At 43.8% G+C, this 19934-nt stretch carries 17 protein-coding genes and 1 pseudogene; 17 read left to right on the top strand and 1 reads right to left on the bottom strand.

What is annotated here, in order from left to right:
* The 16 genes and pseudogenes from ABFX15_RS12125 to dtd form a co-directional block, all read left to right on the top strand.
* Positions 1–44: pseudogene (locus ABFX15_RS12125) on the top strand (hypothetical protein); the annotation flags it as partial.
* A 48-nt stretch (positions 45–92) separates the two neighbouring features.
* On the top strand, positions 93–449 hold the full coding sequence (rbfA, locus tag ABFX15_RS02955) for a 30S ribosome-binding factor RbfA (protein WP_346024021.1): 357 nt from the start codon (positions 93–95) through the stop codon (positions 447–449).
* Between the two features lie 117 nt (positions 450–566).
* A complete protein-coding gene (gene truB / locus ABFX15_RS02950) occupies positions 567–1481 on the top strand; it encodes a tRNA pseudouridine(55) synthase TruB (RefSeq protein ID WP_346024020.1) in 915 nt (304 codons plus the stop codon).
* Between the two features lie 12 nt (positions 1482–1493).
* Positions 1494–2450 (top strand): bifunctional riboflavin kinase/FAD synthetase, encoded by a 957-nt coding sequence (locus tag ABFX15_RS02945; protein ID WP_346024019.1) that lies wholly within the window; start codon positions 1494–1496, stop codon positions 2448–2450.
* 154 nt (positions 2451–2604) lie between these two features.
* Complete coding sequence (gene hrcA / locus ABFX15_RS02940; RefSeq protein WP_346024018.1) at positions 2605–3633, top strand: heat-inducible transcriptional repressor HrcA; 1029 nt, start codon at positions 2605–2607, stop codon at positions 3631–3633.
* 21 nt (positions 3634–3654) lie between these two features.
* Complete coding sequence (gene grpE, locus ABFX15_RS02935) at positions 3655–4227, top strand: nucleotide exchange factor GrpE (protein ID WP_346024017.1); 573 nt, start codon at positions 3655–3657, stop codon at positions 4225–4227.
* A gap of 33 nt (positions 4228–4260) precedes the next feature.
* On the top strand, positions 4261–6087 hold the full coding sequence (dnaK, locus tag ABFX15_RS02930; RefSeq protein ID WP_346024016.1) for a molecular chaperone DnaK: 1827 nt from the start codon (positions 4261–4263) through the stop codon (positions 6085–6087).
* A gap of 167 nt (positions 6088–6254) precedes the next feature.
* The gene (gene dnaJ / locus ABFX15_RS02925) at positions 6255–7418 is read left to right on the top strand and encodes a molecular chaperone DnaJ (RefSeq protein WP_346024015.1); all 1164 of its coding nucleotides are present in this window, start codon (positions 6255–6257) and stop codon (positions 7416–7418) included.
* 243 nt (positions 7419–7661) lie between these two features.
* On the top strand, positions 7662–9485 hold the full coding sequence (gene lepA / locus ABFX15_RS02920) for a translation elongation factor 4 (protein WP_346024014.1): 1824 nt from the start codon (positions 7662–7664) through the stop codon (positions 9483–9485).
* Between the two features lie 300 nt (positions 9486–9785).
* Positions 9786–11027, top strand: coding sequence for an HlyC/CorC family transporter (locus tag ABFX15_RS02915; protein WP_346024013.1), 1242 nt, complete (start codon positions 9786–9788; stop codon positions 11025–11027).
* Positions 11028–11058: 31 nt separating this feature from the next.
* Positions 11059–11682: a DNA-3-methyladenine glycosylase gene (locus ABFX15_RS02910; protein WP_346024012.1), complete on the top strand. Its 624-nt coding sequence runs from the start codon at positions 11059–11061 to the stop codon at positions 11680–11682.
* A gap of 13 nt (positions 11683–11695) precedes the next feature.
* Positions 11696–12247, top strand: coding sequence for a DUF3013 family protein (locus ABFX15_RS02905; RefSeq protein WP_346024011.1), 552 nt, complete (start codon positions 11696–11698; stop codon positions 12245–12247).
* Positions 12225–13178, top strand: a complete 954-nt coding sequence (gene prmA, locus ABFX15_RS02900; RefSeq protein ID WP_346024010.1) for a 50S ribosomal protein L11 methyltransferase — start codon at positions 12225–12227, stop codon at positions 13176–13178. Before ABFX15_RS02905 ends, prmA begins: the two co-directional genes overlap by 23 nt.
* A 5-nt stretch (positions 13179–13183) precedes the next feature.
* Positions 13184–13852 (top strand): deoxyribose-phosphate aldolase, encoded by a 669-nt coding sequence (deoC, locus tag ABFX15_RS02895; protein ID WP_346024009.1) that lies wholly within the window; start codon positions 13184–13186, stop codon positions 13850–13852.
* A 144-nt stretch (positions 13853–13996) separates the two neighbouring features.
* Entirely contained in the window at positions 13997–16210 is a 2214-nt protein-coding gene (locus ABFX15_RS02890; RefSeq protein WP_428830583.1) for a RelA/SpoT family protein, read from the top strand.
* 29 nt (positions 16211–16239) lie between these two features.
* Positions 16240–16686, top strand: coding sequence for a D-aminoacyl-tRNA deacylase (dtd, locus tag ABFX15_RS02885; protein ID WP_346024008.1), 447 nt, complete (start codon positions 16240–16242; stop codon positions 16684–16686).
* Between the two features lie 89 nt (positions 16687–16775).
* Here dtd and ABFX15_RS02880 read toward each other — a convergent pair whose 3' ends face one another.
* On the bottom strand, positions 16776–18119 hold the full coding sequence (locus ABFX15_RS02880; protein WP_346024007.1) for an N-acetylmuramoyl-L-alanine amidase family protein: 1344 nt from the start codon (positions 18117–18119) through the stop codon (positions 16776–16778).
* Positions 18120–18626: 507 nt separating this feature from the next.
* Here ABFX15_RS02880 and hisS point away from each other — a divergent pair.
* Positions 18627–19934 (top strand): histidine--tRNA ligase, encoded by a 1308-nt coding sequence (gene hisS, locus ABFX15_RS02875; protein ID WP_346024006.1) that lies wholly within the window; start codon positions 18627–18629, stop codon positions 19932–19934.

Genomic DNA, 19934 nt, shown 5'->3' with positions numbered 1-19934 from the left:
ACGTAATCGAAGCGTACGAAATGGTTGAAATCGAAAGGAAATAAACATATCCCATCAGATCCGAAACTATTTAAAAAGGACAGGTGAATACATTGCCGAACTATAGAGTAGGTAGAGTATCTCAGGAAATTCAGAAGGAAGTAACAGACATTCTCCGTAAACGAGTAAGAGATCCCAGAGTTGATGGAGTGACTGTAACAGGTGTAGACGTCACAGGCGATCTTCAGCAGGCTACGATTTTTTACAGCACATTGTCTGAAGACGAGAGTGAAATAAAAAGCACTCAGCAAGGTCTTGATAAAGCAACTGGACTGGTTCGTAAGGAACTGGGCAGCCGTCTGACTCTGTATAAGACACCTGAACTGAAATTTTTAAGAGATGAATCGATTGCTTATGGAAACAAGATCGACTCACTTCTCAACCAAATAAAAAAAGAACATGAGGAATAAGTTTCTCTAACCAAATAAGCGATCAACTGAGCAGTAAAGAAGAGAATCTTTGTTTTTAAACATCGATTCTCTTTTCTTTTGCCAGTACATATATAAGCGGGTCAGAAGGAGGATATTATGGAAGGGATATTGCCTATATGGAAAGAAGCAGGAATGACCAGTCATGACGTGGTATTTAAACTGAGAAAGATTTTAAAGACAAAAAAGGTGGGTCATTCCGGAACCTTGGATCCAGATGTAGATGGCGTGCTTCCAGTAGCAATTGGAAAAGCCACTAAGATTATCGAGTATATGATGGACTCTGACAAGATCTATACAGGAGAAATTACATTGGGCTATTCAACTACAACTGAAGACCGCTCTGGAGACATCGTCGACCGTAGACCTGTTTCAGAAGCACTTTCTCTCGAATCAATTGATGCGGCGCTTGCTGCACTGACCGGGAAGATTGAGCAGACGCCACCAATGTATTCCGCAGTCAAAGTCAACGGCAAAAGACTTTACGAGTATGCCAGGAAAGGGATCGAAGTCGAACGCCCAACACGAACTATTGAGGTTCACGATTTTCAGAGAACGTCAGAGCCATTGTTTGATGAAAAGGAACAGACTTTAAGTTTCACTTTCGAAGTCCGTTGCGGAAAAGGGACGTATGTGCGTACATTGGCCGTAGACTTAGGCCAAGCACTGGGTTATCCCTCGCACATGTCTCAACTTACACGGATCTCCAGCGGCGGCTATTCCAGCGAGCAGGCCTTTACTTTAACTGAGGTAAGACAGCTTATGGAAGACAATAAAATTGACGAGGCACTGTTTCCACTGGAGAGTGCGCTAACCGAAATTAAGACATACGACCTGACTGAAGTAGAATATGATAAGGTCAAAAATGGTGCACTGCTGGATAAAGCAGACTATGCACCGGATGAATCCGACCGGCTTGTTTTTATGAAAGAGAACAGAGCGGTCGCTATTTATGGCTCGCATCCAAGTAAAAGTCAGTTTATCAAACCGATAAAAGTCTTACGAAATGAATAGTAGGTGGAACTCATGGAAATTATAAAGATTCATCATCCATATGATAAAAAAGATATATATTCCGGCGATATCGTTCTCATCCTGGGTTTTTTTGACGGGGTACACCGCGGACATCAGGCGGTCATAAAAAAAGGCGTACAGATTGCCGCTCAAAAAGGGATGAAATCGGCGGTCATGACATTCAACAGACATCCGGCTTTCGTTTACCGAAGCTTCGATCCGGACAAGCATAATTATCTGACTCCGTTGGATCGAAAAGAAAAGATCATGGAAAATTTAGGAGTAGATATCCTTTATGAGGTCGATTTCACATCCAGCTTCGGCCGTCTCTCACCGCAGGAGTTTGTAGATGACTATATAGTGAAATGGCATGCTAAAATCGTCGTTGCCGGGTTTGATTATACCTACGGAAAAACCCACTTAGCCAATATGGATACCTTGCATGAGTATGCAGATGGGCGCTTTGATATTATTAAGGTGGAGAAAATGCAGGACGAACGAGATAAGATCAGCTCCACCCGTATCAGACGTTATATCGGTGAAGGTCAGATCGAACGGGCGAACAAACTACTGGGATACATCTATGAAACCAGCGGCTTCGTGATTCACGGGGATGCAAGGGGAAGAGAACTGGACTATCCTACGGCCAATATCTATCCACACCCGTACGTCATGGTACCTAAACGTGGCGTCTATGCTGTCAGGATGCGAGTCAATGGAAAATGGCATGATGGTATGGCCTCAATAGGCTACAACCCGACATTCGGTCATCGGCCGAACTATTCGATCGAAGTCCATCTCTTTGATTACAGCGAAGAGATATATGGCGAAGATGTTTCAGTCAAATGGGTCTCATATCTGAGAGACGAGATCAAGTTCGACTCTGTCGATGCTTTAATCGAAAGACTGGATCAGGATGAGATAGAAGCGAGAGAGAGTTTGGCAAAGGTCAAAATAAATCAGATTTAATTGTTGACAGACAAGAGTCTATTTGATAAATTATAGATGTATTAGCACTCGGTTTGTTCGAGTGCTAATTTAATGAATGAATTGAAGCGGTGTGAGTGTTCAGCTAGTAAACCATTACGTTTGAAGTCTGTCTTCGTGCCAAGGAGTGATGCACATGTTGACAAAGAGGCAAATAAATATACTTGATGCTCTCATCAGACTCTATACGTCTACAGGGCATCCAATCGGGTCGAAAACAATCATGACTGAAACGGCTATCGATGCCAGTTCCGCAACAATCAGAAATGAACTGAGCTTTCTTGAAAAACTTGGATTCATCCAGAAAACTCATTCGTCTTCAGGACGTGTTCCGTCGATGAAGGGGTACCGGTATTACATCGATCATCTCGTGAAACCTCAGGAAGTAGCTGAGGACAAGCTGCAGATCATTAATGAAGTCCTTGGTAATCATGTCAAGCAGATGGATGATATCATGAATCAGTCAGCCAAGCTGCTGTCCGACTTGACCAGTTATACTGCGATCGTTCTTGGGCCGAAAGCCGAGTCCAGTCGCCTGACCGGATTCAGACTGGTTGCCTTGAATGATAATCTGATTATGGCAATTGTTCAAACAGATGGCGGACTGATAGAGAATAAAGTCTTCAGACTGCCGAAACCGATCGATGAGTCTGATATGGTCAAAGTGGCCAATATATTCAATCAGCATCTGGTCGGCCTGCCTTTAATGGAGGTCGCTAGAAAACTGGAACAGGACATTCCGTTCTTAATCAGAAAGTATGCGTCCAATGCGATGGATATGTATCTGTCGCTTGAATCGGCGTTCAATGCTTCTGCTGAAGACCGTTATCATATTTCCGGCAAGATGAATCTGCTGGATTTCACTGAAGACATGGACAAACAGCAGCTGAAGTCCTTATATTCTTTACTGGACAATAAAGGAAACCTCAATGTGCTGATCGATCCAATTCATGAAGATTTCGTCGTGAAGATAGGTGACGAATTCGACAACGAACTGTTTACAAACTTCAGTCTGGTGACCGCAGCATATCAGGTCAGCGGCCATGGCCGAGGGATCCTTGCCGTGTTAGGTCCGACCAGCATGTCCTACGATGAAACATTCGGCGTGCTGGATGTATTCAGAAAACAGCTGACATACACACTACTAAATTACTACCTGGAATAATAAGGAAAAGAGGAATGTCACGTGGATGAAAAAGATGAAAAAGAGTTGAATGAAGACGTATTGTCAAAACAGGAAGAAACAGCTGACGAAGACATTCAGCTTGAAAACGATGAGAAGTCCACAGAAGAAGAGAGCAGCGGGTCTTCTGAACTGGAAGAAAAGCAGAAAGAACTGGACGACCTGACAGACAGATATTATCGTCTTCAGGCAGAACTGGCAAACATCCGTAGACGTAATCAGCGGGACCGCGAAGAACTTCTTCGCTACAGCTCACAGTCTCTGGCGAAAGAACTACTTCCTGCACTGGACAATATCGAACGTGCTTTAAGTATCGAAGTCGATACTGAAGCAGGAGAAAACCTGAAAAAAGGTATTGAGATGGTCTACAATAGCCTGCAGCAGGCCTTAGAAAAAGAAGGGATTGAAGTAATCGATCCTGTTGGAGAACCGTTTGATCCCAACTATCACGAAGCGTATACGCAAGTACCTGCGAATGAAGATCAGGACAGCAATGAAGTGGCTCAAGTTTTTGAAAAAGGCTATAAACTGCACGATCGTGTGTTACGAGCAGCCAAAGTATCAGTTACATTATAAAAAATTCTATAGAAAGCAAAGGGTGATTTGAAAATGGGTAAAGTAATCGGAATCGACTTAGGAACAACGAACTCAGCAGTCGCAGTTCTTGAAGGCGGCGAAGCTAAAATTATTCCTAATAAAGAAGGAAACCGTACAACACCATCTGTTGTAGCATTTAAAAATGGAGAAATACAAGTAGGGGAAGTGGCTAAGCGTCAGGCTATCACAAACCCGAACACTGTCATCTCTATCAAACGTCACATGGGTGAAGATTTTAAAGTTGAAGCTGAAGGCAAGACGTATACTCCTCAGCAGGTGTCAGCATTCATTCTTCAGCACTTGAAAGATTATGCAGAAGATTACCTTGGTGAAGAAGTCACAAACGCAGTCATCACTGTACCTGCATATTTCAATGACTCACAGCGTCAGGCTACAAAAGATGCTGGTAAAATAGCAGGTTTAGAGGTTGACCGTATCGTAAACGAACCGACCGCTGCTTCACTAGCTTACGGTCTGGATAAAGTAGACAAAGATGAAAAAATTCTGGTATTTGACTTAGGTGGCGGAACATTCGACGTATCTATTCTTGAACTGGGAGACGGCGTATTCGAAGTTTTGGCAACCGCCGGAGATAACCACCTAGGTGGAGATGACTTTGATGAAAAAATCATCGACTACCTAGTTGCTGAATTCAAGAAAGAAAACGGCGTTGACTTAAGTAAAGATAAAATGGCTCTTCAGCGTCTGAAAGATGCAGCTGAAAAAGCTAAAAAAGACTTGTCTGGTGTATCTTCTACACAAATCAGCTTGCCGTTCATCAGTGCAGGAGAATCAGGTCCATTTCACCTTGAAATGACTCTGACACGTGCCAAGTTCGACGAAATCACTGATGACCTGGTTACACGTACGAAGAATCCTGTCCGTCAGGCACTTAAAGATGCAGGACTATCCAAATCTGACATAGACGAAGTCATCCTTGTTGGAGGATCAACACGTATTCCAGCTGTTATTGAAGCTGTTAAAGCTGAAACAGGAAAAGAGCCTAACCGTTCTGTAAACCCTGATGAAGTTGTTGCTATGGGGGCAGCTGTCCAAGGTGGAGTTATTTCAGGAGAAGTAAAAGACATCGTTCTACTTGACGTAACCCCTCTATCATTAGGAATCGAAACAATGGGCGGAGTATTTACTAAACTGATTGAGAGAAATACTACGATCCCAACAAGTAAATCTCAAGTATTCTCTACTGCTGCAGACAATCAGCCTGCGGTTGATGTGCACGTTCTTCAAGGTGAGCGTCCAATGGCTAAAGACAACAAGACACTTGGTCGCTTCCAGTTGACGGATATTCCACCAGCACCACGTGGTGTGCCTCAAATTGAAGTGACATTCGATATCGATAAAAACGGTATTGTAAATGTTTCTGCTAAGGATCTCGGTACAGGTAAAGAACAGAAGATTACGATCAAGTCTTCATCTGGTCTTTCTGAAGAAGAAATTGAGCGTATGGTGAAAGAAGCAGAAGAAAATGCAGAAGCAGACAAAAAACGCAAGGAAGAAGTAGAACTGCGTAATGAAGCTGACCAGCTTGTCTTCCAGATCGACAAGACATTGAAAGAACTTGAAGGTAAAGTTGATGAAGCGGACATCAAGAAAGCTGAGGAAGCTCGTGACGAGCTGAAAACTGCACTTGAAAACGATGATATTGATGAAATCAAGACGAAGCGTGACGCACTGAATGAAATCGTTCAGGAAATGTCAGTCAAACTATACGAACAGGCTGCAGCTCAGCAGGCGGAAGCTGAAGGAGCAGAAGGCGATGTTCAGACAGACGACAACGTTGTCGATGCAGACTTTGAAGAAGTAGATGACGAAGAATAATTGAAGTGAGATTTGAAGAGAAGAAAGCACTTTTAAAGCACCACAAACAAGTGCTTTCTTTCTTTTTGAAAAGAGATACAGAGCCCCTGTAGCTGCTGTGCAAGAAGCCTAACAGTCGTAGGACTCAGCTCTACAGAGACGCGTAACAGTAGCAATGGAGGGATAGTATGCCTGAAAAAGAAGATTTTTATGACCTACTAGGAGTTTCTAAAAATGCTTCTAAAGATGAAATTAAAAAAGCTTACCGAAAGCTTTCTAAAAAATACCACCCGGATATCAGTGACGCTCCAGATGCCGACGAGAAGTTCAAGCAAATCTCAGAAGCCTATGAAGTGTTGAGTGATGACCAGAAGCGTGCAGCATACGATCAGTATGGACATGCCTCAACAGATCCGAACTTCGGTGCAGGCGGCGGCTTTGGTGGCGGGTTCGGCGGTGGCCAGGGTGGCTTCGGCGGCGGATTCGAAGATATCTTCGATCAGTTCTTTGGTGGGGGAGGTTCAAGACGCCGTAATCCGAATGCACCCCGTCAAGGTGAGGATCTGCAGTATGTCATGGATCTTAAGTTTGAAGAAGCTATTTTTGGAAAAGAAACAACGATTCGATACAATCGTGAAGAAACGTGTGATACGTGTGCCGGATCCGGAGCAAAACCAGGTACCAGCCCGCAGACCTGTTCGCAGTGTCAAGGTGCGGGTGCGGTAAACGTTGAGCGTAATACACCATTCGGACGTGTCATGACTCAGCAGACCTGCCCGACATGTAATGGATCCGGACAGGAAATCAAAGAAAAATGTACGACCTGTCACGGTTCGGGTCACACTAAAAAACAGCATTCTGTTAAAGTGACTGTACCTGCCGGTGTTGAAGACGGCAATCAGATGCGCGTACAGAACCAGGGCGATGCCGGAGTCAACGGTGGCCCTTATGGCGACCTGTATGTCGTATTCCGAGTCGAACCATCTGAACTGTTTGACCGGAGAGGATCAGAAATCTACTTCGAACTGCCGATCAATGTCGTTCAGGCTGCTTTGGGTGATGAGCTTGAAGTGCCGACCGTACACGGTAAAGTGAAGTTCAAGATCCCGGCTGGAACTCAGCCAGGTACAACGTTCAGACTGAGAGGCAAAGGTGCACCAAGACTGAGAGGAACAGGCAATGGAGACCAGCACATCAAAGTCCGTGTCGTTGTTCCTGAAAAAGTCACTGAAGAACAGGCTAAACACCTGAGAAACTTTGCACAGGCCAGCGAGTATGAGGACGTGGTCGAGCAAGGGGATGGCTCGTTTTTTTCGAAAGTAAAGGACGCCTTTAAGGATAAGAATAAATAAAGTGATACGCGCTCTCATTAAAGCAGGCCAGTATGTCTGTATTAACGAGAGCGTGATTTTTATCGTATAAATGATATAATCGATCAGCTGAAGATGTGAGTCAATAAATGTGAAAGCATTCAGGTTATAATGTGTCACAACAGAGACCAAGATCATTCAGGAGGTCAGGCAGACATTGTACTCTCTTGCCATCGTTGGTATAATAGTAAGGAATGTTTTTAGAGGAATGAGGAAAATATAGCAATGGATAAAAAACAAGCAAGAGAACGACAGAAGAAAATCAGAAACTTTTCGATCATTGCCCATATCGACCACGGGAAATCTACGCTGGCTGACAGAATTCTTCAGTTGACTCATACAGTGGCTGACCGTGAAATGCAGGATCAGCTCCTTGATTCCATGGATCTGGAAAGAGAACGTGGAATCACGATCAAGCTTAATACAGTTGAAGTACAGTATCAGGCTAAAGATGGGGAAACTTATATCCTTCATCTGATCGATACACCTGGACACGTCGACTTCACATACGAAGTCTCACGTAGCCTGGCTGCCTGTGAGGGAGCCATTCTAGTGGTAGATGCGGCACAAGGCGTTGAAGCACAGACGCTGGCTAACGTCTATCTTGCACTGGATAATGAACTGGAAATCCTTCCGATCATCAATAAGATCGACTTACCTGCTGCAGATCCTGAGCGTGTAAGAAAAGAAATTGAAGACATCATTGGACTGGACGCAAGTGAAGCTGTCCCAGCCAGTGCTAAAAGTGGAATAGGGATCGAAGAGATCCTTGAACAGATCGTGGAGAAAGTACCTGCACCAGAAGGGGACATCGACAATCCGCTGAAGGCTCTGATCTTTGATTCTGCCTATGATGCCTATAGAGGGGTAGTCCTGAACATCCGAGTGATGGATGGTACACTCAAAAAAGGTGATACGATTCAACTGATGAGTAACGGCAAGAAATTTGAAGTCACTGAAGTTGGTGTGCATTCACCTAAGCCAGTCGAAAGAGACGCGCTGATGGTTGGAGACGTCGGATATGTCACAGCTAACATCAAGACCGTCAAGGATACCCAAGTAGGGGATACGCTGACCTTAGCCAACAATCCGACAGACAAGCCACTGCCTGGTTACCGTGAAATGGTGCCGATGGTATTCTGCGGCATGTACCCGACGGATTCTTCAAGATATGAAGACTTGCGTGAAGCGCTTGAACGTCTTCAGCTTAACGATGCGGCACTGAAATTCGAAGCAGAAACGTCTCAGGCTCTAGGATTCGGATTCCGTTGTGGATTCCTTGGCATGCTTCACATGGATGTCATCCAGGAACGTCTGGAGCGTGAATTCAACCTTGATCTGATTACAACAGCACCATCTGTTATTTATCACATCAACAAGACCGATGGCGAACAGATCACTGTTTCAAACCCTGCGGATATGCCAGAACCACAGGAAATCGAATCAGTAGAAGAGCCTTACGTCAAAGCGACGATTACCGTACCAAATGATTATGTTGGTGCCGTCATGGAAATCGCTCAGCGTAAGCGTGGCGACTTCATCACGATGGAATATCTAGACGACATTCGAGTCAACGTCATGTACTACATGCCGCTGTCTGAAATAGTCTATGACTTCTTCGACCGTCTGAAATCAAGCACTAAAGGCTATGCGTCACTGGACTATCAGGAAGCCGGATACCGCGTCAGTAACCTGGTCAAGATGGATATCCTGATTCACGGAGAAAAAGTCGATGCCTTGAGCTTCATTGTGCACAAGGACTTCTCTTACGCCAGAGGACGCTCAGTTGTGGAACAGCTGAAGCAGACGATTCCAAGACAGCAGTTTGAAATTCCAATTCAGGCTGCCATTGGTCAGAACATCGTGTCCCGCTCAACCGTTAAAGCCTACCGTAAAGACGTTACGGCCAAGTTGTACGGAGGAGACGTCACCCGTCGTCAAAAACTTCTGAAGAAACAGAAAGCCGGTAAGAAGAGAATGAAGAACGTCGGAAATGTGGAAATTCCGCAAGAGGCGTTTATGTCTGTTCTTAACTTGGACGACGAATAAGTGTATTGAAAAGAATATTAGTCACTTAACTGAATCAAATAAGCCATCCACCTTTTGACAACAAAAAGTGGATGGCTTATTTATTCATCTGTAAAAAAATTAAATCTCATATAGAGCAGTCTGAAGTTAAGGTTAGGAGTAATGTTTTAACTGGAGAAAATAATTTATTACTCAACCATTAATATACTTCTTAATCAGAAAGACTCTTAAAAGATGTTGAAATATGGTACAATGGACAGGAAATTACTAGAAAGTAGGGATAGAGTTTATATGGATAATGACAGCTTCAGGAGTATCATTTTGCTGGTTTTACTTCTTTTGTGTTCAGCGTATTTTTCTTATTCAGAGACAGCCTTTACGTCAGCTAATCGTATCAGGCTGAAGAATGAAGCGGAAAATGGGGATGAGCGCTCCAAAAAAACGTTGAAACTTTTGGAAAGTTTCGATTCTGTTTTATCGATAATATTGATAGGAAATAATATTGTGAATATTGCGATGTCAGCTATTGCGACCTTGTTATTCGTGAACTGGTTTCCGGTATACGGGCCAACTTTAGCAACGATCGTTATGACTGTCATCATTCTTTTGTTCGGGGAAATCACGCCGAAAACAATAGGTAAGGAAAAAGCAGAGCAGCTGGCGAAAAGTTCTACTCCGATGATTCATTTTCTTATGCTCGTGTTCAAGCCTGTTCTGTGGCTTCTTCAGAAGTGGAAAGTCCTGCTGGACAAGGTCTTTAATTTCGAAGGTGAAGAAGTCATCAGTGAGGACGAACTGCTTTCAATTGTAGATGAAGCCGAGAGCGGCGGAAGTATAGAAGATCATGAACATCAGCTGGTCAGATCTGCAATCGAGTTCGATGACCTTGAAGTGTCGTCGATTCTGATGCCTAGGGTCGATGTGGTTGGCTGTGACCTCGACACTTCAGATGAAGAAATCGAAGAATTGTTCATGACACACAATTACTCCAGACTGATTGTTTACGATGATACGATCGATAACATCATTGGTGTCCTTCATGAAAAAGATTTCAACCGGTATTTGAAAGCCAAGAAGGAGGCTGGACGAGACTTGTCACTTCTGACCGTAGTGAAAGACGTGATCTTTGTGCCGCCCGTCATGAACCTGTCTAAACTGCTCAGAACCATGCAGCTGAAAAAGACGCATATGGCAGTTGTTACTGACGAACATGGTGGAACAATTGGTATTGCGACTATGGAAGATGTCTTGGAAGAACTCGTTGGAGAAATCTGGGATGAATACGACATTATTGAAGAAGAAGTTGAAGAGGTTATTGAGGGGACACGCTACAAGGTTAAAGGGACTGCGAATCTCGATAAGATCTTCGAAATCTTTGGCATTCAAGAAGCAGATCAGTACGTATCAAATACGGTGAGTGGCTTTGTCATTGAAGAACTCGGACAGTTTCCTGAAGAGGGAGACGAATTCGTCTATCACAACATGAAAATCACGGTCACTATGGTTAGAAACAGACGTGTGCTTGAAATCCGGATTGACTATATGCCAATTGAAGAAGACTAGACAGATGGACAGGAGAGAGTAAAGTGTTTCTATGACATTTTTGAATAATCCTATGTTAACAACTGAAGAAGTTGCACAGAAGCTGATAGGCTGCCTGCTCATAAGTCAGCACGGAGAGACTCAGACATCCGGCTGGATTGTTGAGACAGAAGCATATGTCGGAGTTGTCGACGAGGCCTGTCACAGCTTTGAAGGCAAGCGGACGCCTAGAATTGAATCCATGTACAAGGAAGCCGGCACGCTTTATGTGTATCAGATGCATACGCACAAGATGCTAAATGTTGTGACGCGGTCTTCTAAGGAACCTGAGGCTGTACTGATCCGGGCTATTGAACCTTACGAAGGTGTATCCGTATTGGAAGATCGCAGAAACAAGACGGGGGTTCAGGCTACCGATGGACCTGGTAAACTGACTAAAGCAATGGCTGTCAGTATGGCTGATAATGGGTCAGTAGCTGATGCACCTCCGGTATACATCGATCCATCGACTAGACGTCTACCCGAACGAATTGAACTGTCCAGTCGTATCGGAATACCTAATAAAGGACAATGGACGGATGCTTTGTTAAGATATAGTGTAAGAGGGAACCCATATGTTTCACGTAGAAAAGGAAAGCCTGCGGATAACAACGGATGGTGCCCTGTATTAGACTAGAGGAGGAGCAGGAATGACTGACAGTTTGATTGACTATATTGATGATGAGCTGAAAAAACTATTACCTAATTTTAAGTGGAGACTGGTTAAAGACAGCAAGAAAAAGATGATCGAGTTATATGTGACCTTTCACGTAGAGACTGAAAATGACATACAGGTTCAGGATGCCTTGGGTCAGAACAACGAGCCAGGGATCGTTCAATTCGAAGATGTCCTGTGTTTCTATGATCCTGCGTATTCTCACGTCAAACCGCAGAATTATCTGACGGCAATTTCGTTCGACAGCCATGCAGGTCTCGAAAAGGGCTATGTCGATGCCGTTCTTAGACAGATCAATTTGACTACAAAGCAGGGCATGGTCGATTTGAGAGAATTTCTAGAGGATGATTTTGCCGGTGAATTCAAACTGAACTGGAACGAGAAGAATACGGACAGCCTGATTCAGACCATGAAAGACACAGGCCGGTACGATGACACCAAACTTAAAATGATATTGGAAGATGACCAGTCATTTTTTGAAAAATTAACAGAGGATGATGAGCATGACGGAGTGGAAAGAGTTTAGTGTAGCGATAAGCAGTGAAGCATCTGAACCAGTTTCAGCTATAATGAGTGAACTGGGGTCAGCAGGTGTGTCGGTCGCCGACCGCAACGATTTTCTCACACTTCCAGAGTACGGATTCGATACACTGTGGGAGCTTGACGAGTCGAAGTTTCCAAAAGATGGAGTCATTATTAAAGGCTACTTCAACAACCATGATGATCTGGAAGCTGTCGAGAAAGAATTGAACGCTCGAATCTCCAGACTTGAAGAATACGGGATTACTACGGGAGGTTATACAATCGAAGTGACAGATGTCGTGGAGGAAGAATGGGCCAATGCCTGGAAGAAGCATTACCATCCTGTCCCGGTTACGCGTTTCATGACTATCGTTCCGCAGTGGGAAGAATATACCCCTCAGTTCATCGATGAGCGGATCTGCTATCTTGATCCGGGCCTGGCCTTCGGAACAGGGACACATCCGACAACTCAGCTTTGTATTCAAGCTCTGGAAACTGTCATCAAAAAAGGGGATACAGTTCTGGACGTTGGTACAGGGTCTGGTGTCCTGTCGATCGCCAGCGCTTTGTATGGCGCAGGTAAAATCAAGGCGTATGATCTGGATGAAGTGGCTGTAACATCCGCCCGCTCAAACATCAAGCTGAATAATCTTGAAGAGAGTATTGATGTCAGAGCTAATAACCTGCTTCAAGGTGTCAATGAAAAAGCCGATATCATTGTAGCAAATATTCTAGCAGACATTATCCTGCTGTTTGTAGAAGATGCCTATGATAAACTTAATGATAATGGACTGTTCATCACTTCCGGCATTATTTCTGAAAAGAAAGACCAGGTTGTTGAAGAACTCATTAAATATAACTTTGAAATCGTCCAGATCAATCAGATGAAAGACTGGGTCGTTATCATTGCAAAAAAAGAAAATAAGGACGTGTAATTACAATGGAAAACATTGAAACATTTATTGACCACACTTTGCTTAAACCTGAATCAACAGACTTAGCTATTCAGCAGGCGTGCCTGGATGCGAAAGAATACAAATTCAAAGCAGTATGCATTCAGCCTGTCTGGGTAAAATACGCTTCTGACTTACTTAAGGATTCTGATGTAAACACCTGTACGGTCATCGGTTTTCCTCTTGGAGCAAATTCAACTAAAGTCAAGGCCTATGAAGCTGAACAGGCTGTTAAAGATGGTGCGTCCGAAGTGGATATGGTCATCAATATTGGTGCGCTGAAGAGTGAAGATTTTGCAATGGTACATGATGACATTAAAGCGGTCGTCGATGCAGTTAAAGGCAAGGCAATCGTAAAAGTGATTATTGAAACAAGTTTACTTACTGACAATGAAAAAGTAAGAGCTTGCGAAATTTCAAAACGTGCTGGTGCTGATTTTGTCAAAACGTCAACTGGTTTCTCTACAGGAGGAGCAACAGTCGAAGACATCAGACTGATGCGCAAGACTGTAGGAAAAGAAATGGGTGTCAAAGCATCTGGCGGAGTCCGTACGATCGAGGATGCCAAAGCGATGATTGAAGCCGGAGCGACACGTATCGGTACGTCAAACGGCATCGCACTGGTTGAAGGAAACGAAGCAACAGAGTCTTATTAATTAAGATCAGCGACGTGTTCTTGAAGTCTTTTCTCAAAAACGATATACTAATAGAAGAAGCAACCAGCACTCACTGAGGTGCTGGTTTTCTTATCATTTAAATTGAATCATTTAAGAACCTAATATGGAATGAAGGTGAACGATGTGCCACAGAATAAAGATTATACGCCTCAGGAGGTCATTGCCCTCTGTCTGACATATATGAACAGCGAGCATGTAGCGTTTGTGAAGAAGGCTTTTGACCTTGCAGATAAAGCACACGAAGGCCAGATGAGAAAATCCGGAGAAGCCTATATCATGCACCCGGTTCAGGTTGCAGGCATTCTTGCCGAACTTAGAATGGACCCTGTCACGGTTGCCACAGGATTTCTCCACGATGTCGTTGAAGATACGGACTACACTTACCAGGATCTGTCAGAGACTTTTTCACCGGAAGTTGCCGACCTGGTAGATGGAGTAACAAAACTGGGTAAAATCAAATTCAAGTCGAAGCAGGAGCACCAGGCAGAGAATCATCGTAAGATGCTTCTGGCCATGGCTCAGGACGTACGTGTCGTATTGGTGAAACTGGCCGACAGACTTCACAATATGAGGACACTTAAACATCACCGACCAGAAAAGCAGAGAGATATAGCTATAGAAACGCTGGAAATCTATGCTCCGCTAGCGGATCGTTTAGGGATCAACCGAATGAAGTGGGAACTGGAAGATACTTCTTTGCGCTACATGAATCCTCAGCAGTATTACCGAATCGTTCATCTGATGAATTCAAGAAGAGAAGACCGGGAAAATTATATTGATGATGCGAAGCAGGCCATTCAGGAATCCGTAGAAGAACTGGGTATCGAAGCTCAGATAACAGGACGTCCGAAGCACATCTATTCGATTTACAAGAAAATGAAAAGTCAGAAAAAGCAGTTCAATGAAATTTATGACCTGCTGGCGATTCGTATCATTGTTGAATCCATCAAAGACTGCTATGCGGTTCTGGGAGCGATCCATACCAGATGGAAACCGATGCCCGGACGTTTCAAGGATTATATCGCCATGCCAAAAGCCAACATGTATCAGTCCCTTCATACGACTGTTCTGGGGCCGAATGCAACGCCGCTGGAAGTACAGATTCGAACCATTAAAATGCATGAAATTGCTGAGTATGGGGTAGCTGCTCACTGGGCTTATAAGGAAGGTATTTCAACTAAACTGGATAATGATCAGTTGAGTGAACATATCTCATGGTTCAGAGACATCCTTGAACTTCAAAGCGAATCAAGAAATGCCAGCGACTTTATGGATTCGATAAAGCAGGATATCTTTAAGGATAAAGTCTATGTGTTCAGTCCTAAAGGGGACGTCATGGAACTCCCTTCAGGATCAAGTACTCTTGATTTTGCCTATCATGTCCATACCGAAGTGGGAAATAAATCGATGGGGGCTAAAGTGAACGGGAAGATCGTTCCGCTGAACTACAAGCTGAAAACCGGAGATATCGTTGAAATGCTGACGTCGTCAAATTCATTCGGTCCAAGTAGAGACTGGTTGAACTATGTCAATACGTCCAAAGCTAAGAATAAGATCAAGCGTTTCTTCAAGACACAGGAAAAAGAGCAGAATGTTGAACGAGGTAAAGAGATTCTTGAAAAGCTTCTAATCGATATGGAGTTCAATCCTAAGCAGATTTTAAAGAAAGATAACATTCTTAAAGTTGCTGAACGCTTCAATTATCATAATGAAGAAGATCTGTTTGCTGCGATCGGTTATGGTGAGCTGAAAAGCACAACGATCGCCAACCGCCTGACCGATAAGGAACGCAGAGATAGAGAAAAAGATCAGATTCAACTGGATGATACCACTGGAACAATCGAGCTAAAGAACAAGAAAGAACCCGAAAAAATGAAAATCCGTCACGAAGGCGGGGTCGTGATTCAGGGTGCAGACAACCTGCTGATCCGTTTAAGCAAGTGCTGCAACCCTGTTCCTGGGGATGAAATCGTCGGATATATCACTCGAGGCAGAGGTGTATCGATTCATAGAGTAGACTGTCCAAACATTCAGGGGACAGATGATCAGGTCAATCGTCTGATCGATGTCGAATGGGAATCCAGTGATTCGAAAAAAGAATACGACGCTGAACTGCAGATTGAAGGATACGACCGTTCCGGTTTTCTTAATGAAATTCTACAAGTTATCAACTCTCAAACAAGCAAGCTGAGCAATGTCAACGGTAAGCTGGACAAGAGTGGGACAGCCATCATCAAACTGACACTGTCGATACAGAACCTGAAAGAACTGGAACAGATCGTAGATAAAATAAAAACAGTACCGGATGTCTATTCAGTCAAACGAATTACATCCTAAAAAAGCATAAAGACAACAGGAGGATTATTGTGAGAGCCGTCATACAGAGAGCATCGAAAGCACATGTCACAGTGGCAGAAGAAACTGTTGGAGAGATTGGAAAGGGATTTGTCGTTCTTCTTGGTGTAGAAGACAATGATACAGAAGAAGATGTCGCTTATCTAGTCAGGAAAGTTACCAATATGCGAATCTTTGAAGATGACGATGAAAAAATGAACCGATCCCTTAAAGATGTAGAAGGTGAGATTTTATCAATATCTCAGTTCACCTTGCATGCGGATACGAAAAAAGGGAATCGACCTAGTTTTACAGGTGCGGCAGGTCCAGAAAAGGCTGCTGCTTTGTATGAGTCTTTCAATAAGCAGCTCTCTGCTGAAGGGATAAATGTAGCAACTGGTAAATTTGGTGCTCACATGAAAGTCAGTCTAGTGAATGATGGACCTGTGACGATCCTCATCGATTCGAAAAATAAATAAGGCAGCAAAGAACCCTGAGCCAATTATATGGATCAGGGTTTTTCTACTGCCTTGAGAAAAGTTCTGCCTATCTATATGTTGCTGACAGTTTATGGAGCAAAGTATGCTGACAGGCCATGATAGATTGCTTCGGCCACTGTCTGCTGGTAGTTTGCAGTGTTGACGATGGTGATGTCGTGATCGTTATCCAGATAGCCAAGCTCAAGTAAGATGGATGGTTGAGCGTTGTTTCTCAGAACGTAATAATTACCGTGTCGGACGCCATTGTTTTTAAGTGGCCCTTGTTGAGTCAATTTTGTATTGATGGTATCTGCCAGATTTCTTTCCGACTCAGAATAATAATAAGTCGTGGTGCCGCTCATCGTGTTTGGGATTTCAACCGCATCATAGTGAATGCTGATAAAGGCATCGGCTCGAGCACGGTGGGCATAGTAGACGCGGTCATTCAAAGTAACAAACGAGTCATCGCTTCTTGTAAGGATGACATTTGCTCCAGATCTTTCAAGAATCTCTGCTAGTCTAAGTGATGTGCTGAGTGCGACTTCGCTTTCAGTAAAACCTGTTTTAGCAACAGCTCCAGGATCGTGTCCACCATGACCGGCATCGATCACTATCGTAGCCTCGGCTAGACTACTGGCCTGCTGGACCTGGGGCGCAGCAGTATCGGCAGTTTCAGCAGCCTGTACAGTTGAAGAATCTTCAGTGTCCACTGCTTCAGCCAGCCAGCTTGCGACATACGCCAGTGTTCCATCTGTCAGTCTGATTCCATACCAGTCGTCTGTTTCTTCTATGACAGAGTATTCGGATACGTCACTGACTGTCGTGACTATAGGCGTGTCAGTACCCGGACCTTGTCTCAGATTAGTAGGACCTATTCCAATACGAATCTGTTTTCCTTCACTATCTGAAGATGCCAGTGCGGTAGGCGTTCCTTCAAGGCGTTCAACGTAATCGGAGTGGATCCAGGCTACCCGGTTATTGAAGAGGATCTGAATCCAGTTGTTCTCGCTATACAAGATTTCATATTCTTCTCCAGAATGAACGGTACCCAGGATGGGGGACTCTGTAGTGGAGAACTGACGAACATTCACTTCATTTCCGGTGATACGCCCAGTCGCTCGATTATCTACAGTTACCTCCTCATTTTCTACAAGCCAGCTGGCTACCCAGCCGATATAATTGTTCGACAGTCTGACTTTGTACCACTGATTATCTTCACCTAGAACATGAAGATGCTCGTCTTCATGAACCTGAGTCAGAATTTCATGGGACAGACCGGGACCGTATCTGACATTCAACGTACTGGCAAGTACGGTTACTCTGTTTTCATTCGCTAATGCTACAAGAGAGCCCATGAGAAGGGTAAGCAGGCCGATGATCAGAAAGATAAAAGTCCGTTTGCTTAATCGATTATGTATGTCTGTTTGATCCATTATTCACCTCTCCTTTCATCTGTTTTCTTATATTATACTCAATTTATGAAAATATTAGCAATATATTTTAGAAAATAAGCGCGTCAATCGACAAAATTCGTTTCGTTCATTATACATTTTAACTTAGATGGATGCCATAACGGTTTGAAAAGGGTTACAACGCCCAAGCTGTATTGACATTCTTTAAGCTTTCTTGTAAGCTAAAAGAACAATTCAAATAGCATGATCCCCGAACTGAGGACTGAATACTGACCCGTCTTAAAGAGAGAATCTCCCTGGCTGAAAGAGATTTAGATAGACAGTTGGATGACACCTTAGAGGGCTGACGAGGAGGCTCGTCACGTGAGAGCGATAAATCTGTTGAGTGAGAGTACGTCTTTGCGTACTGTCTGAATTAAGGTGGCACCACGTGATAACCTGACACGTCCTTTTTCTGTTCATTATCTGAACGGGAAGAGGTTTTTTTTATGGAAAAAAATAGGCATTAAGAGTGGAGGACTAGATAAAATGAATTATCAGAAGCTGAAAGGAACAGTTGATCTGTTGCCTGAAGAAACCAGAAAATGGCAGTTTATTGAAGATAAAGCAAGAGACTTGATGCGAGCATACCAGTTCAATGAAATCAGAACGCCAATGTTTGAACAGCTTGAATTATTTGCCCGTGGGGTAGGAGAAACAAGCGATATCGTCACTAAAGAAATGTACGATTTCAGAGATAAAGGCGACCGACACATTGCACTCAGACCCGAAGGAACTGCAGGTGTAGTCAGAGCTTATGTTGAGAACAAGCTGTATGGACCTGAATTCCACAAACCGACCAAGCTGTTTTACATGGGACCTATGTTCCGTTATGAACGACCTCAAAGCGGCAGACAGCGTCAATTCCACCAGATAGGTGTAGAAGTGTTCGGCAGCCGAAATCCATCAGTCGATGTGGAAACGATGGTTCTGGGAATGGATCTTTTCAAGCAGTTCGGTATTACTGATCTGAAACTGGTCATCAATTCACTTGGGAGTACAGAGACTCGACAGACTTACCGAGAGGAACTGATTGCCTATCTGGAGCCTCACCTAAACGAATTAAGTAAAGATTCACAAGTCAGACTATATAAAAATCCACTGAGAGTACTGGACAGCAAGGATAAGAAAGACAAAGAAATCGTCAAAGATGCGCCGTCAATTCTGGATTATCTGGACGAAGCGTCTAAAGCTCACTTTGAAGCAGTCAAGAGTATGCTTGAAGATCTGGATATTCCTTACATCATTGACACGAACATGGTACGCGGGTTGGACTACTATAATGATACGATCTTTGAAGTGATCACTACAAATCCGAAGTTCGGAGCCAATGCGACAGTGTGTGCCGGAGGACGATATGATGGACTTGTAGAAGAAGTCGGTGGACCGTCTACTCCAGCCTTCGGGTTCGGATGCGGACTGGAGCGCCTCGTTCTTCTTCTCGAACACATGGATTTTGATTATCCAGAATTAAATCCACTCGACGCGTATATTGTCACTATGGGAGACCGTGCTGACCGCGCTGCAAATAAACTGGCACAAGTCCTGAGACAGAATGGTCTTTCCGTTGAACGGGAATTCATGAATAGAAAGGCCGGCAAGCAGTTCAAGACGGCAGATAAGCTGAATGCCGATTATGTCTTTACCTTAGGAGACCAGGAAATCGATAATGGGATCGTTCAGGTTAAGCGCCTGAGTACAGGAATCCAGACAGAAGTGAGTTTGACGGAACTGGCATTAAGCTTCGATGAGACCTATTCATCATTGATCAGATCAACAGAAAAAGGAGAAGAATAA

Origin of the sequence: Alkalibacterium indicireducens, from assembly GCF_039522005.1 — a bacterium.
Taxonomy (GTDB): domain Bacteria; phylum Bacillota; class Bacilli; order Lactobacillales; family Carnobacteriaceae_A; genus Alkalibacterium; species Alkalibacterium indicireducens.
Note: the sequence above shows the minus strand (reverse complement) of the source record. Positions and strands in the feature narration are given on the sequence as shown.

What these genes read in the sequence shown, in the direction of transcription:
- ABFX15_RS02945 (WP_346024019.1), top strand. Translation starts at nt 1,494, where the DNA reads ATGGAAATTATAAAGATTCATCATCCATATGATAAAAAAGATATATAT.
- dnaK (WP_346024016.1), top strand. Translation starts at nt 4,261, where the DNA reads ATGGGTAAAGTAATCGGAATCGACTTAGGAACAACGAACTCAGCAGTC.
- hrcA (WP_346024018.1), top strand. Translation starts at nt 2,605, where the DNA reads ATGTTGACAAAGAGGCAAATAAATATACTTGATGCTCTCATCAGACTC.
- prmA (WP_346024010.1), top strand. Translation starts at nt 12,225, where the DNA reads ATGACGGAGTGGAAAGAGTTTAGTGTAGCGATAAGCAGTGAAGCATCT.
- truB (WP_346024020.1), top strand. Translation starts at nt 567, where the DNA reads ATGGAAGGGATATTGCCTATATGGAAAGAAGCAGGAATGACCAGTCAT.
- ABFX15_RS02910 (WP_346024012.1), top strand. Translation starts at nt 11,059, where the DNA reads ATGACATTTTTGAATAATCCTATGTTAACAACTGAAGAAGTTGCACAG.
- dnaJ (WP_346024015.1), top strand. Translation starts at nt 6,255, where the DNA reads ATGCCTGAAAAAGAAGATTTTTATGACCTACTAGGAGTTTCTAAAAAT.
- ABFX15_RS02905 (WP_346024011.1), top strand. Translation starts at nt 11,696, where the DNA reads ATGACTGACAGTTTGATTGACTATATTGATGATGAGCTGAAAAAACTA.
- deoC (WP_346024009.1), top strand. Translation starts at nt 13,184, where the DNA reads ATGGAAAACATTGAAACATTTATTGACCACACTTTGCTTAAACCTGAA.
- lepA (WP_346024014.1), top strand. Translation starts at nt 7,662, where the DNA reads ATGGATAAAAAACAAGCAAGAGAACGACAGAAGAAAATCAGAAACTTT.
- ABFX15_RS02880 (WP_346024007.1), bottom strand. Translation starts at nt 18,119, where the DNA reads ATGGATCAAACAGACATACATAATCGATTAAGCAAACGGACTTTTATC.
- hisS (WP_346024006.1), top strand. Translation starts at nt 18,627, where the DNA reads ATGAATTATCAGAAGCTGAAAGGAACAGTTGATCTGTTGCCTGAAGAA.